The 14786-nt window shown below is 44.3% G+C and carries 13 protein-coding genes; 8 read left to right on the top strand and 5 right to left on the bottom strand.

What is annotated here, in order from left to right:
* Nucleotides 1-12 precede the first annotated feature (12 nt).
* Nucleotides 13-1143, bottom strand: a complete 1131-nt coding sequence (gene dnaN, locus BQ7117_RS00740) for a DNA polymerase III subunit beta (RefSeq protein ID WP_073995758.1) — start codon at nt 1141-1143, stop codon at nt 13-15.
* Nucleotides 1144-1466: 323 nt separating this feature from the next.
* Nucleotides 1467-3131, bottom strand: a complete 1665-nt coding sequence (gene dnaA, locus BQ7117_RS00735) for a chromosomal replication initiator protein DnaA (protein WP_073995757.1) — start codon at nt 3129-3131, stop codon at nt 1467-1469.
* A 418-nt stretch (nt 3132-3549) separates the two neighbouring features.
* On the opposite strand from dnaA, the gene rpmH reads away from it, so the two are divergent.
* The 8 genes from rpmH (at nt 3550) to BQ7117_RS00695 (ending at nt 9525) form a co-directional block, all read left to right on the top strand.
* The gene (rpmH, locus tag BQ7117_RS00730) at nt 3550-3690 is read left to right on the top strand and encodes a 50S ribosomal protein L34 (protein ID WP_073995756.1); all 141 of its coding nucleotides are present in this window, start codon (nt 3550-3552) and stop codon (nt 3688-3690) included.
* Nucleotides 3691-4065: a ribonuclease P protein component gene (rnpA, locus tag BQ7117_RS00725; RefSeq protein WP_073995755.1), complete on the top strand. Its 375-nt coding sequence runs from the start codon at nt 3691-3693 to the stop codon at nt 4063-4065. It abuts the gene before it with no gap.
* The gene (gene yidD, locus BQ7117_RS00720; RefSeq protein WP_073995754.1) at nt 4059-4352 is read left to right on the top strand and encodes a membrane protein insertion efficiency factor YidD; all 294 of its coding nucleotides are present in this window, start codon (nt 4059-4061) and stop codon (nt 4350-4352) included. Before rnpA ends, yidD begins: the two co-directional genes overlap by 7 nt.
* 31 nt (nt 4353-4383) lie before the next feature.
* Entirely contained in the window at nt 4384-5556 is a 1173-nt protein-coding gene (gene yidC, locus BQ7117_RS00715; RefSeq protein ID WP_073995753.1) for a membrane protein insertase YidC, read from the top strand.
* A gap of 50 nt (nt 5557-5606) precedes the next feature.
* A complete protein-coding gene (locus tag BQ7117_RS00710) occupies nt 5607-6239 on the top strand; it encodes a Jag family protein (protein WP_073995752.1) in 633 nt (210 codons plus the stop codon).
* Between the two features lie 29 nt (nt 6240-6268).
* Nucleotides 6269-6946, top strand: a complete 678-nt coding sequence (gene rsmG, locus BQ7117_RS00705; protein WP_237563022.1) for a 16S rRNA (guanine(527)-N(7))-methyltransferase RsmG — start codon at nt 6269-6271, stop codon at nt 6944-6946.
* 278 nt (nt 6947-7224) lie between these two features.
* Nucleotides 7225-8193, top strand: coding sequence for a ParA family protein (locus BQ7117_RS00700; RefSeq protein WP_272914087.1), 969 nt, complete (start codon nt 7225-7227; stop codon nt 8191-8193).
* A gap of 114 nt (nt 8194-8307) precedes the next feature.
* Nucleotides 8308-9525 (top strand): ParB/RepB/Spo0J family partition protein, encoded by a 1218-nt coding sequence (locus BQ7117_RS00695; protein ID WP_073995750.1) that lies wholly within the window; start codon nt 8308-8310, stop codon nt 9523-9525.
* Between the two features lie 71 nt (nt 9526-9596).
* On the opposite strand, the gene trxB is transcribed toward BQ7117_RS00695, so the two are convergent.
* The 3 genes from trxB to BQ7117_RS00680 all read right to left on the bottom strand — a co-directional run bounded on the left by trxB (nt 9597) and on the right by BQ7117_RS00680 (nt 14786).
* Nucleotides 9597-10532 carry a thioredoxin-disulfide reductase gene (gene trxB, locus BQ7117_RS00690; RefSeq protein WP_073995749.1) on the bottom strand — a complete coding sequence of 312 codons (936 nt, stop codon included), beginning with the start codon at nt 10530-10532 and terminating at the stop codon, nt 9597-9599.
* A gap of 38 nt (nt 10533-10570) precedes the next feature.
* A complete protein-coding gene (locus tag BQ7117_RS00685; protein WP_073995748.1) occupies nt 10571-12457 on the bottom strand; it encodes a hypothetical protein in 1887 nt (628 codons plus the stop codon).
* A 115-nt stretch (nt 12458-12572) separates the two neighbouring features.
* Nucleotides 12573-14786 (bottom strand): DUF6049 family protein, encoded by a 2214-nt coding sequence (locus tag BQ7117_RS00680; RefSeq protein WP_073995747.1) that lies wholly within the window; start codon nt 14784-14786, stop codon nt 12573-12575.

Below are 14786 nucleotides of genomic sequence, written 5' to 3'. Positions count from 1 at the left end.
TTGCTCTACAATTTAGTTTTCCCCGAAAGTACGAATCGGCATAAGTAAAATACTGAAATCTTTATTAACTTCACCTTTTGCGTTTTCTCCACTTATTACCACTGGCTTGGTAGCTTGTGTATAGGAAAGATGCATATTCTCTTCTTTTATTACACTTAAAGCGTCTTGGAGAAATACCGGATTAAAAGCTAATTTAATTTCTTCTCCCGCTAATTTTGCTCCTATTACCTCTGAAGCCTGAGCGACTTCCCCTTGCCCGGCTTCTATCACTAATTCTTCTGGCTGTAGCGAAAGGCGTACCGCGGAATTTTTTTCTACTACTAAACGCGATCTTTTAATTGCGTTTAGCATTTCTTCTCTATCTACGCTGGCACTTCCTTCTACTTCCGTGGGGAAAAGAGAACGTACTTGCGGATATTCTCCATCCGTGAGCTGCACGGTATTTTGTTTACCTGCTGCAGAAAAACCTAATAACGACGGATTTTCTAAACTATCTAGGTGAATATTTACGCTACTGCTTCCCAAAGATTTTGCTATTTCTAGCAGCCGTGCTGAGCGTACCAAAATTCGCTTCTCTAAGTTTTCTTCTTTTGCTTCCCACGCTAATTCCCGCAAAGCGAGACGATATCGATCGGTAGCAAGTAAAGAAATTTGGTTTCCAGAAATTTCGATACAAATAGATACCAACATTGGCAAAGTATCGTCATGCGAGGCAGCAATACTGACCTGGCTTACTGCTTCTTCCCAAATACTGCCATCTACTTTTCCAATTATTTCTGGCATTTCCGGTAATTCAGAATAATCATCCATGGTCATTATTTTCATGGAAAAACGCGTGGTACCGCATTCAATTTCTAGCTTGTTATCTTCTAAAGAAAAAGTAATTGCTTTATTCGGTAGATTTCGGCAAATATCTGCCAGCAACTTTCCGTTTACTAAAATTTCTCCCGTGTCTAGCACTTCTCCGTCTATTTCAATATGTGAAGAAATATCGGAATCCCGCGATCCTAAGGTAATTACCCCTTCTTCTTTAGCAGTAATCTTCATTCCTGCTAATACGGGAATAGCCGGACGGTTGGGAATAGTACGCGCCACCCACGTTACTGCTTCGGTGAAGGTATCGTATTCAACTTGAAATTTCACAACTACCTACTTTCTTTTTCTAAGAGTATTTTACGTGAGTTTGAGAAAACAAGATACTTATAATTACATATTTTCCGCAACGGGTGGCGGCATTTTTGTAGTTTATATAAATAGGTAGTAGCAGTAGTAGGCCTTGTGGATTTTGTGGATATTCTAAATTTTCTTAACGGTAGAGGGAAAGTATCTGTGTAATATTTTGTGATTAGTCAGTGGATAAGAAGTAAAAACGCGGAAGAAAGTATTTGCTTTTAGTTTTTATCCACAGGCAAGCGGGCAAAGAACACAAAGAAGTCGCAGAAAAGCAGAGTTATGCACAAGAAAAATTATTTATAATTTTCTACTTGCTGGGCTTGGGTTTTTGCAGCTTGTTTAATGCGGGTAGTTAATTCCGATACTTCATTAAAGATATTTTGTTTTTCCGCCATCTGTTTTTCTACCTTTTTCACAGCGTTAATTACCGTGGTATGGTCGCGGCGATTAAAGGCATCTGCAATCTGCGGAAGCGAAAGATTAGTGAGTTCTCGGCAAAGATACATTCCGATATGGCGTGGAGTAGTGAGTGCGCGGGTACGAGTAGGAGATTTTAAATCAGCGGTAGTGAGATCAAAATAAAGAGCAGTTTCTGCCATGATCATACCGGCACTTATTTGGATAGAATCCGGATCGGAAATAATATCTTTCAATACCATTTCTGCCATATCCAAGGTAATTTCTTGCTGAGCTAAACCGCCGTAAGCAGTGATACGCCGTAAAGCGCCTTCCATTTCGCGCACATTTGTGGTGATGCGGGAAGCAATAAATTCTAAAACAGCCCGCGGGACTTCGAGAGATTCGGCAGCAGCTTTTTTCTCTAAAATAGCTATACGGGTTTCAAAATTAGGTAAATCGATATTAGCGGTAATTCCAGAGGCAAAGCGAGAAATCATGCGTTCTTCGAAGCCGGTTAAATATTTTGGAGCTACGTCTGAAGTAATGACGATTTGTTTATTGGCGTTAGAAAGAGAATTAAAGGTGTGAAAAAATTCTTCCAATGTGTTTTCTCGGCCAGAAATAAACTGAATATCGTCAATAAGTAGTACATCTACATTTCGGAAGCGATCTTTAAAGGTATAGCGTTCGTTATTACTTAATGCATTAATAAAGGCATTAGTAAATTCTTCAGCTGAAGTGTAGAGGACTTTTAATCCGGGATAAAGACTGAGCGTGTAGTTTCCAATGGCATGTAAAAGATGAGTTTTTCCCATGCCGGAAGCAGAGTAAAGAAAAAGCGGATTGTAGGTAGATCCAGGAGATTCTGCTACTGCTAAAGCGGTGGCATGTGCGAAACGATTTGATTCGCCAATTACGAAATTTTCAAAAGTATGCCGAGGATTTAAACGTGCTGCTTCTTGCCCTTGACTACCATTTGGTAATTTTGGCAACGCAGTTGGAAAAGCAGCAGGGAAAGACGTATCGGTATTTGGTTCATTCTGCGGAGAAGAGGAAAAATCTTCGGGATAGGAAGAGGCAGAATAAGAAGAATCTCCGTGATAAGACCGCATTTTTTCTTCTAAAGAAGTGAGAGAGTTATCTACGGGTGAATAATTTACAGAGTGGAGTTCTGGTTTCTTTGTTTCTTCTGAAAAAACAGGAGAATTTACATTTTGAAGTGGTGTAGATGGATGTGGAGAAGTAAAAGAAGCAGAGAGAGTATCGGCACTTGAAGTAGGTACTTCTTGTTCACTGAGAGCTGGATCTACGGAAATTAAAATTTTAACTGTGCGCCCGAGGATATTACTCAGTTGTGGAGTCATAGCTTCTATTACGTGTTCCTGTAGCCAATCTTTTATGAAATCAGAGCCTACACTGATCATAAAAATTTCATCTACAGTGGCTATAGGTTTAGCTAAATTTAGAAAAGCAGCTTGGGAATCAGAAAGGCATCCTTCTGCACGTAAAAGTTCTGCAGCAGCTGTCCAGGCCGCCCGCGCAGCAAAGCCTTCTTCCATAATATTCCTTTCCAGATTTCTAAAAATGACCGTAAAGTATGGCCATAAATTAAAGAAATATAAAACTTAGCTTTCTCAGTCTAGACGAGAAAAAAAGGAAATGCATTAAAATTATCCACATACTTATACACAGCTGTGGATATTACACCTTTGTAATTCGTTGTGGCTTTTCTGAGCAATAAGCCGAAAAGTCAAAAAAGAAAAGTTATTAACAGCTGTGGAATATGATTTATACCGGAAATTTTCAAATATATTCCTTGAGATATCAATCACGAGAGATGCATGAAAGATTGACCTATAAACGAAAAGTCGCGTAGAGTCATATGGCTATGTGTGTAAAGAGCGCACGCACAATGTAAATATATCCGCGGTATAGATACATTGTGAAGAATCCGAGTTTATGCGGTGGGAGTTACCCATGTCTACGAAACGTACTTATCAGCCTAATAACCGGCATCGTTCCAAGGTGCATGGTTTTCGTAAGCGTATGCGCACGCGCGGAGGCCGTGCAGTATTAGCTGCGCGCCGGCTTAAGGGTCGCGCTAAGCTTTCTGCCTAAATGCTGCCGAAAGAAAACCGGTTGCGAAAAAGCGCGGAATTTACTTCCGTATTTCGCGGCGGAAAGAGCAGCGGAAATTACTTATTAACTATGCATGTAATTCCTGTTGCGGAAGATACGAAAGCCGACCTACCTAAGGTCGGCTTCGTTGTTGGTAAAAGAGTTGGAAATTCCGTAGTTCGCCATCAAGTAATAAGAAAATTACGGCATATTATGCGGGAATATTTGCCCATAATAAAGGCACAAGCTTTAGTAGTAAGGGCTCGTCCGGCAGCAGCTACGGCCGATTATCAGCAACTACAAGTAGCTATTGAAAAAGAATTACGAAAATTATCTCTAATACCGGTGGCAGGAAAGGCAGCAGAAAAGTGCTAAAAAAAGTTCTTCTGGCTGTTATTGCGTGGTATCAGCGCTCTATATCTGCTGCTTTACCGCGCAGATGCCGGTATGAACCTACGTGTTCGCGTTATGCAGTGGAAGCGATTGAAATTCACGGCGTAATAAAGGGTACAATCTTAGCAGTATGGAGAATTTTGCGCTGTAATCCTTGGAGTAAAGGTGGGGTAGACTGGGTACCACCGCAGGGAAAATGGCCGACTCGGCCCCTTAATTATTCTGAGTTACTCGAAGTTCGCCGGCACGCAGAAAAAGAAATTTTATAAACGAATCAGTTAAATAAGGAACGGAAATACCTTGGATACTATTCTCTATCCCATTATGTGGATAATTGCTTGGATTATGAGTGGCGTCCACTCTCTTCTCACAACTTTAGGAATGGGGAAAGGCCCGGGCCCAGCGTGGGTACTAGCTATTGTAGGGCTCACTATTGTGGTACGTGCCTTAATGATTCCGCTCTTTAATAAGCAGACTAAATCTATGCGAGCTGCGCAAGAGTTAAATCCAGAGATTCAGCGGATTCAAAAGAAATATAAGAATCGTAAAGATCAGGTGTCGATGCAGCGGCAGCAGGAAGAATTGCAGGCACTTTATAGAGAGCACGGCACTTCCCCTTTTTCCTCTTGTTTACCGATGCTTATTCAGATGCCGATTTTCTTTGCGCTTTTCCGGCTTCTCTACGCGGTAAAGCCACTTTCAGAAGGGATATATCGGGTAAAGGCAGTAGGGCCGATTAATGAAAAATTAGCAGAAGAAATTTCTCGTTCTACTCTATTTGGAGCCCCTCTTTCCAGCTCGATTGGTACTGCGAAAAATTTTGCTACTTCTACCAATATTCTCGTCGTAGCAGTTGTTTTAATTGCGCTTATGATTGCGACGCTTTTCTTTACTCAGAAGCAGATTATGACGAAGAATATGCCGGAAAAAGCTATGGATCCAAATAATCCGGCCTATAAGATGCAAAAGTATATGCTCTATGGCATGCCGATGATTTACATATTTACCGGCACTACTTTCCAGGTAGGCGTGCTTATTTATTGGTTAGTTGGCAATATTTGGAATATCGGCCAGCAGACGTGGCTGCTTAATACGAACCCCACCCCTGGCAGTGCAGCTTATAAGAAACGGCAAGCAAAACTGCGGGCGAAGCGGATTGCAAAAGGTCTTCCTCCAGAAGAAGGAGAGGTAGAAAATACCGGTCAGCGTCCACAACCTTTAGGGAAAGAGCGGGCGAAGAAAGCGCAACTGCGTGGTAAAGAAAGTGGTGGAGAGCAAGCTGGGAAAGGTGCAGCAGAAGTAGATGCAGATTCTGTGGCAGCTGAACCAGAGCGCGGAAAAGACGGGCTTACTGATGAAGAAAGAGCTCGGAAGCGCTATGAACGGCGGCTAGCACAGCGGCAGCGTTCGCAAGAAAAGAAAAAAGCGCGGAAGAAGCGCGCACAAAAGGCCCAAAAGCCCCGAAATTTTTAGTTTAATTATGTAGGTTAGGTGTTTCACCTCCTGGATATAAAAGGAAAACAATGAAAGAAGAAGAACTCAGCCCAGAAGAGTTGCAAACGCAGCTAGATAAAGAAGGCGATTTAGCGGCCGATTATTTGGAAGAGCTCTTAGATATAGCTGATTTAGATGGAGATTTAGAAATCTCTACTGAGGCTGAACGAGCAACGGTGGCGATTGTAAACGAAGAAGGTAAAGATCGGCGATTAAAGCGCTTGATTGGGCGCCGCGGAGAAGTACTGGATTCTTTACAGGAACTTACTCGTTTAGCCGTGCAGCAAGAAACCGGAGAGCGTTCGCGGCTGATGCTGGATGTATTGGGTTATCGGGAGCAGCATCGCGATAAGATTCGGGAAATAGCACAGGATGCTGTAGAGGAAGTGCTGGATACCGGAGAAGAGTATGCGCTTCAGCCAATGAATCCTTTTGAGCGGAAAGTAGTGCACGACGTAGCAGCTGCCGCGGGATTGGTTTCCGAATCGGAAGGTTTCGGAGCTAATCGGCATGTGGTCTTACATTTAGCAGAAGATGAAGACGAGTTAGCTACTGAATATGCTGATTCTGCCGCGGAGGGAGATTTTTCCGCAGAGTCGATGGATTCTGCCGAGTCGGCAGATTCCGCTGAATCGGCTATTTCAGCAGATTCTGCAGAGTAAATAAGTATTTCGCATATAAGCGATTTCGTATGAGCAATTCACATATGAATGATTCGCATATGAGTGAAGAGCCAAAATATAGTGTACAAGCTCCTCCAACCGGAGGAGCTGTACATTTTGGTAATGCAGGTTGGGAAAAGTTGCTGCGGTTTGCACAATTGCTTGAATCGCAAGGGCAAGTGCAGGGACTGGTAGGTCCACGTGAGATGGATAAACTCTGGGATCGCCATTTACTTAACTCCACTGCGTTATTAGATTTTTTGCCTTTTGGTGCTGAGCTTATTGATGTGGGAGCAGGAGCGGGTTTTCCGGGAATCGTGATTGCCGCTGTACGGCCTGATATGCAGCTTTACTTGGTAGAGCCAATGGAGCGCCGCGTTAAGTGGTTGGAGATGGTGAAAGCGGAGCTGAATCTCTCTAATGTGGAAATTAAAAGAGGGCGGGCAGAAGAGCTTTCCGGCAAGCTGGCTAGTGAGTTTGTGACGGCGCGTGCGGTAGCTGCTTTACGGAAATTAGTGCCGTGGACTTTGCCTTTAGTGAAAAGTGGTGGCTCGCTCCTCGCTTTGAAAGGTGCCCGCGCAGAAGAAGAAATAAAAGCTGCACATACGCAGTTGCGTAAATATAGGGCGGCGTGGGTAGATGTGCACGAAGTATCTATTTGGGGTGCTGTAGAGGGTACGCGAGTAGTGGAGATCAAAAAGAAGTAGGAAAGCGCGGAAAGTATAAAATAGCGTACTTATTTGTTTGCTATGTTCATTATACCTACAATATATCAGGGAAAAGATTCTGCTCTTTTTCTTCTAGTGGGTATATTAAGAGTGCCTATATGATGAATAGTGAAGTAGTAAAATTTATCCAATAATAAAGGCAGGATTGCTTCTCTATTTATTACGATATAGGTATTGGTACTTTACTGTTTAAGAATTTTTGCTGTTTACTGCAAGATAGTGATTAGATAGGCTCGAAGTAGGGAAAGCAGGATTTTATGCAAAACATAGATGGGCAAATGGGTGCAGTAGAGTCTAGTGGCTTATCGAATGTGAATAATGCGGAAAACGAAGATTTTTTCGAAACTCTGCTGCAAGATTCTCCCCTAGGTGCTGATCTCGCGCGTGACCGAAAAGTAATGAAAGAAGTAGCTTCTTCTCCTTTTCCGCGCCCTGCTGTGCCCCGAATAATTACGGTGGCAAATCAAAAAGGCGGTGTAGGTAAAACTACTACAGCTGTAAATATCGCAGCAGCACTCGCCAAAGGTGGATTACAAGTACTGGTAATAGATGGCGATCCCCAAGGTAATGCTTCTACTGCACTTGGAGCTGATAAAAGTGCGGAAGTTTCTACTCTTTATAACGTATTGCAGGGAGAAGTCGATATTGCGCAGGTAGTGCAAGCATGCCCAGAGTTACGTAACTTGCAAGTCGTTCCTGCGAATATGGATTTATCTTTATTAGAATTTGAATTAGCTAATTCTGAGCAACGCGAATTTCGTATGCAAAAAGCGGTGCAAGATTATTTAGATGTTTCACGTGAAACATCCGCTGCTCCAGATTATATTATTATCGATTGTCCGCCTTCTTTAGGCTTATTGACTATTAATGCGCTAGTGGCAGCAAAAGAAATTCTTATTCCGATTCAAACTGAATACTATGCTTTAGAAGGGTTGACGCAACTATTAAAGACGATAGGGCGGGTACGAGAGGCTCTCCAAGCAGAAGTACAGATATCTACGATATTACTTACGATGTTTGATAGACGTACTAATCTTTCGCAAGAAGTAGCTGCAGAGGTACGGGCGTATTTTCCACAAGAAACTTTGAATATAGAGATTCCGCGCAATATTAGAATTTCTGAAGCACCTAGTTTTCAACAGAGTGTGATTACTTATGACGAAAGATCTTCTGGAGCGATAGCTTATATGGCTGCTGCAAAAGAAATAGCTGAGCGAGCAAACTAAATAAAAACTAAGTAGAACACTAAACGAAAAAAGTAAATAAAAACTAGTTAGAATTTAATTGGCAAAAGATATTAATTTAGCTGCTTTTGTTGAATAATTTGAGGGGATGAAACGATGAGAGAAAAACGACGTGGATTAGGGCGAGGAATCGGCGCTTTGATTCCTGATTCTCAGGGAGAAAAAGAAAGTCCAATTGACGTATTTTTTAGTTCGGCACGCCCCGCTACCGCTTCGGCGAACACCGCTGCAGAAGGTATCGCAGTAAAAAATAGTGTCGGTGAAAATACTGGTGGAGCAGCTAAAAACAAGGTTAATGAAAATAATGTTTCTGGTGTTTCTGTAACTGGGGATAAAAAGTCGGTAAAGAGAGTTGCCAGCGGTAAAAAGAAAAAGGATGAAGTTAGTGCCGCGCAGACGGGCACAGCTAGTGTAGCTAGCACAGAGAAAGCACAGAAAGCTTCTAAAAAGTATAAGAATGTTTCACGTGAAACGGATACTTCCCAAGATTTGGTGCCAGTGCCAGGAGCCACTTACGGAGAAATTGCTTTAGATCAGGTAATTCCCAATACAAAACAGCCTCGGCAAGTTTTTGATGAAGATGAATTAGACGAATTAGCGCTTTCAATAAAAGAAGTAGGAGTATTACAGCCAATAGTAGTGCGCCCTTTGGCAGAGAGAAATGCCAGCCATCCACAGGCACGTTATGAATTAATTATGGGTGAGCGGCGCTGGCGCGCTTCGTTAAAAGCAGGAAAGAAAACTGTACCAGCAATTGTGCGCCATACCGAGGATGCAGATTTGTTGCGAGATGCGTTATTGGAGAATTTGCACCGGGCGCAGTTGAATCCTTTAGAAGAAGCAGCTGCTTATCAGCAGTTATTAGATGATTTCCAATGCACACAAGAGGAATTATCGAAACGAATTGCGAAATCTCGCCCTCAGATTTCAAATACCTTACGGCTTTTAAAGTTGCCGCCTTTGGTGCAGCGGCGAGTAGCGGCAGGAGTGCTTTCAGCTGGGCACGCCCGAGCACTTTTAGGGTTGAATGATCCGGCTGCTATGGAGCGTTTAGCGCAGCAAATAGTAGCGGAAGGTTTGTCAGTTCGAGCTACGGAAGAAAAAGTTACCTTAAGCGGTGAAGAAAAGTTAATTACGCCGCGGCGTCCAAAACAAGTTAATCCAGAGCTGGCCACATGGGCGCAAGAATTAGGCGATTACTTAGATACAAGAGTGAAGATTGCGCAAGGAATACGAAAAGGGAAGATAACTATCGAATTTGCTTCTGTTGAAGATTTACAGCGGATTTTAGAGATTATTGGTGTAGGGAAATAAAAGCAGCAATAGAAGCTAAAAAGAAAAGCGGGATAGTGGTAACACTACCCCGCTTTTACTAGTTAATTAGCCTATTTGGCTGCTGCATCTGCTAAATAATTTTCGGCATCTAAAGCAGCTTTACAGCCACTGCCTGCTGCCGTGACAGCTTGCCGATAGTGACTATCCACGACGTCTCCGCAAGCAAAAACCCCCGGTAAATTAGTCTTTGTAGTAGGATGTTCTACTTTTATATAGCCTTTTTCATCGGTAGTAATTTCATTTGCCACTACTTTAGAGCGTGGTTCGTGCCCAATAGCTATGAAAAGTCCGGCTACCTTCAGTTCAGAGAGTTCGCCCGTCTGGGTATCCTTTAAGGTCAGCGACTCCAGGGCATCTTCTCCGTTTATTTTTTCTACTACGGAATTCCAGTGCATTTCTACTTCATCTTTTGCCAGAAGCCTATCTGCCATTATCTGCGAGGCGCGCAGAGCATCACGTCGATGAATTACGTGCACCTTTTTAGCGAATTTTGCGAGGAAAAGTGCTTCCGTGACTGCGGAATCCCCTCCACCGATCACAGCGATTTCTCGATCTTTAAAGAAGAAACCATCGCAGGTGGCGCAGTAAGAAACACCTTTTCCAGTCAAGTTAGCTTCATTTTCTAATCCGAGCTTGCGGTAGGCGGAGCCGAGAGCCAGAATAACCGTCTTTGCCTTATAAGAAGCAGATTCCGTTTTTATAGTTTTCACATCGCCAGAGAGAGAAAATTCGCTGGCATCTTCATATTCGACTTCTGCCCCAAACTTTTTAGCCTGCTTTTCCATATTGTCCATGAGTTCGGGCCCCATAACACCGTTTTCCCAACCGGGGAAGTTTTCCACTTCGGTGGTAGTCATAAGCGCGCCACCTGCATCTAAAGCTCCGGCAATTACTAAGGTGCTGTGCCCGGCGCGGGCGCTATAAATCGCTGCCGTCCAGCCAGCTGGGCCAGAGCCCACAATTAAAACATCATAAATATCAGCCATTTTCTTTCTCCATCACTTTCTTAGCATTGTCTGGGCACTTATTTGACTGTAATTTCCGAAATTACGGCTCGATTCATTCCTTCTTCGTCTACTGGCAGAGAATCAATCCATAAAATGAATTCATCGGTTACTACTGGTTTCTTTGCTTGTAAATGCGTCTTTTCCGAAATAGCACTACTACTTACAAGTGTACCGCTTTCGGCATCCGCACTAGGAGGAAGCATCCATTTAATACTTCCACCTTCTCCGCGTACTAGCACGGTAATTTCACTAAGAGCAGTTTTTTCTTTTAACTTGACGGCTACTCCTATTTTATCATTATTATATATAGAATTGCTTTGGTACCACCAGGTGTACCAGGCAGTTTCCGGATCCCCATCGATTGCTTTCGTTATTTCTTTTACCAAACGTTCAGTGGAGCTATTGGCTGTTTCCAGCGTCTGCGGATCTTCTGCCACTACTTTTGCACTGGAAATTTGGGGGGCTACCTGCGGAAAGTTTTCTGCTTCCGAGCTCCCGGCTGCACCATTTTTATCTTCTTCTGCGGGTATAGATACCGGACTTAAAGGCCGCAGCAAAGCAAAAAGGCAGATAGCAAAAATGGCAATCCCAGCTAGCAGCATTCCCCAAAAAAGTCCGCGTGAACGACGCCGCGTATTGGTATCGCTGTTATGCGTATCAGTATTGTCTTGGCGCCCACCCGTATTTTCTTGGTATGCGCTGGCATCGCTATCGTGCGCGCTAGCGTCGCTGCCTGTAGCAGCTTCTGCATTATGAGCAGATTGCGCCTTTGTATTTTCCGGTAAATCGGTATTTGCATACGGAGCTAACTGCGAAGGGGTTGCAGGCGATGCCGCTTTACCAGGGGTGCTACTTAGTTTTGGCCACACAAAGGGTGGGCGAGAATTTTCAGATAGCGCTTCTTCTGAACCTTCGCCAGAATTTGGGCTGGGAGAATTCTGGATAATTGAATCTGGGGTAGCAGATTCTGGAGTGAGAGATTCGTAAGCCTCTGATTCTGGGGTAGCAGATTCCACTTCTTCCACTTCTGCCGCTGGATTGGGAGCGGGAGCATTATTTTCTGCTGGGAAATCTTGCGCGCTTACCGGTAAATCTTGTGCACTTAAAAGTGGAAAAGCAGTATGCAAGCGGGCGTGTGGATTTGGAAGTGCCGTAAAATCAATTTCTCCCCACGGAGCTAGCCGCCGCAAAAAATCTCCGGCTGAAGCTGGCCCTTGCCCGTGTGCCTCTGCCTGCAACAAATCGAAAAGAGCTGCCGGTAAATTCGGTAAGCTAAGCGCTTTTTGCAGCACTGAATCGTGGCTGGCTGGGTCTTCAGGGAAATCTTCTCCTTGGAGTAAAGCTGCGAGGAAAATTACCAAACCGCGCGCTTCTGCTCGATCTAATTCGAGTGGGCTGCGCTGCAAATCTACCTGCGCTAAAGCGGCGCGAATTCCGATGCCGTCAATTAGCACTTCTCCTGAATCAGGCAAATAAATACTGCGTGCCTGCAGTTGCAAATCTCGAATTCCGAAATCCCCAGCTGCATGTATTCCGGCCGCTACTTGCCCCATAATTGCCATAGTCGAGGCAGGATCTAAGGGGCCTTTTTCCAGATAAGATTTTAGGCGTTCGCCGGTGGGAATTTCCGTAAAAATTATGGCACTTTCTGCATCATCGTGTATCGCTACTACCGCAATATGCTGTGCCGGATCAAGTAAGGCAGCTCGGCGTGCGGCATCAATAACTTGTGGGCGCTGCGTTAGTTTCGGATCGACGACGATAGCACGCAGATGCCGGGAAAGTACCGTATCAGTGGCTTGCCAAGTAGTAGTGCCAAAAGACGAAAATTCTTCGAGCGAAAGTGAATCTAGTGTGAAACGATCAGCAATGGGGGTTTTTCCAGAGAGATACGAATTTTCCAAAATTTTCCCTTTCTAATCATTCCGATAAATATAATGCGCTACCTGCCAATACGCTCTGCGCCAGGAGACTCTGCTAGCAGATTTTACGCCAATACGTTAAAGGTAGGTATTTATGTCAATCCTTCTTTAAGTTTACCTGTTTATCTGCGCGGTCGGTGGGAGCGGGAGCTTGAGCTGGAGACGAATCGGGAGCTGAAGCGGGAGCTGAAGCGGGAGCTGAAGCGGTAGTGGGAGCTGAAGAAGCAGAGAGGTCTTTTTCATGTGGTTGGGAAATTGCTTCCGCTCTCCGCCCGCTGCGTACTGATTTAGTCACTCCGACTACCAGCACTAGGCCAATTAAAATAGCGAAAACTAGAGTGCCGGTATTTTCCCAACTAGCGCGAATCCGCATATTTATAGCGGCCGGCGTGCCCACTTCGTGCCCGTTTTTATTTACGATATGCACCTCTAGCTGCAGATTTCCTGATCCATGTGCCTGCACAGGAATTGCTACGGTAGTGGTAGTTCCTGCCCGTAACTGCGCAGATACTGCAGCTGGAATTTCTAATCGGCTATCGGGAGCTTTCACTTTGACCGTCACATTTACGGGTACCGGAAAAGGGTTAGTGATATGTAGAGGTATTTCAGCAGTATCAGAAATCATATTGATAGTAGAAGATTCTTCCACCTTAATTCCGGAAATTAATTGTGGTGCCGCCAGTTGGTTGATTGCCGTCTTTCGCGCTTTTGGATCTTTTCGCCAATCAGTAGCCAGCATTCGCTCTGTATAGTTATCCAAAACTGCCCGAAAAGTAGTGGGGTTTTCTATGATCTGAATTATTTCATCGAGGGCGGCGCGATTTATTTGCAAATTTTGCAAATCAGCGGCAGATAATTCCCCGGGATTTATTTCTTGCTCAGAAATTCCACCTTCGTTGAGCTGGCGTGTATTAGTGTTTTCGATATTCTCTAAAGAAGCAGGCTTTAACCAAGGAGCTTGGAGAAGTGCGCGCACGGCTGTGAGCTCTGTATTTTCTTTTGCTACTGCGTCACTTTCTGCACCAGAGTTTCCATCAACTATACCGCGCTCTATGCGCACCACAATTGGCCGCGAATAATTTGGCGCTTGTCCGAAGTGTACGGCACTCAAAGCAATACTCGTTTGTTGGGCATCGAAAGTCGAGAGGTCAAGGTAGTCATCTCCGGCGGGAGCTGGTAGACGCCCATGTAGAGCAGAACTAATGGCACTGTGGAAAAGCAACACATTCAACTCGCCATCTTCTAGATAGATATGCGAATACGGGCTCGGCGTATAGTAAAGTTCTCGCTCGGCGGGCGCGTAACGGTCTTCCATAATTACTTGCGAAATTCCTGTTTGTGCCACTAAATTAAGCGTCTGAGCGTCGGCTTTCCCCTCTAAAAATATCTGCGTAAGTTTTGAATCTCCGCCTATATTAAGTGCCTGTTTTTGGGTGCGTTCTACGATTTTCTTAGCTAAACTCGCTTGCTCGGTGTGGGCAAGTGCCGCAAAATCGACGTCGTGCGTAGGCAGCAAGTGTAGCTTGGCCTGCTTAAAAGAACTTTGCTGCAGCGGTACCTGATTCTCTTGCAGAAAAGCTGGATCAACAAAAGCATTTATTCCCGCAATATCCCAAGCGAGCACGCGTTTTTGCAGCTGCACTCCTGCTTCTTTTTTATTTGCTGTTTTTTCTGCGTTCTGTGCGTTTTCTCCCGCTACCAACTCTTTAATATTCGGCGTTTCTGCCAGTTTCTTTACTCCTGCTGTCACTGGTAATAGCACAGATATAGGCATCGGGGTGATTTCAGCTTCGGGAGCTACGGTAATAAAAGTGCGATCGCGGAGATTTTCATTATCCTCATTTCCGGCGATGCTGGCTTGCACTTCGATTCCGCGCGCTCCCCATTCAAAAGCCTTAGTAGACCAAGGGCGTTTATCAGCAGGCAACGTAAGAGTAATTTCCTTAGTTTCCCCCTTCGCCAAGGAGAGATTCTGTGGGAAAGAGAGAATTGATTTTCCGGCCGTCGCGCCGCGCATCCAGTTATAGATACTTGTTTGGGTGGTAGAGGGGGAATAGGCAGCTCGTAATTCGAGATTTTCTAGTTTCGCCGCGTTTTCTCCCAAGTTTTCCACTCGCAGGCGGAGCGTTAAATCTTTCCCCGGAAGAAGAATTGCTTCTCCAGTACCAATAATTTCTAGGTGTACGCCTGGGTGAGCAGTATCTTCTTCTTGATTTTCTCCTTGTGCATACGGAATACCTAGAGTGAATAGGCAGATTGCCATACATAAAGCCACTAGGGAGATGAATAAAGATTTTTTCTTCTCCGCCAT

Source organism: Arcanobacterium urinimassiliense (genome assembly GCF_900119495.1).
GTDB classification, from domain to species: Bacteria; Actinomycetota; Actinomycetes; order Actinomycetales; family Actinomycetaceae; genus Arcanobacterium_A; species Arcanobacterium_A urinimassiliense.
The sequence above is the reverse complement of the archived record's forward strand: the minus strand, read 5'-3'. Positions and strand labels throughout refer to the sequence as shown.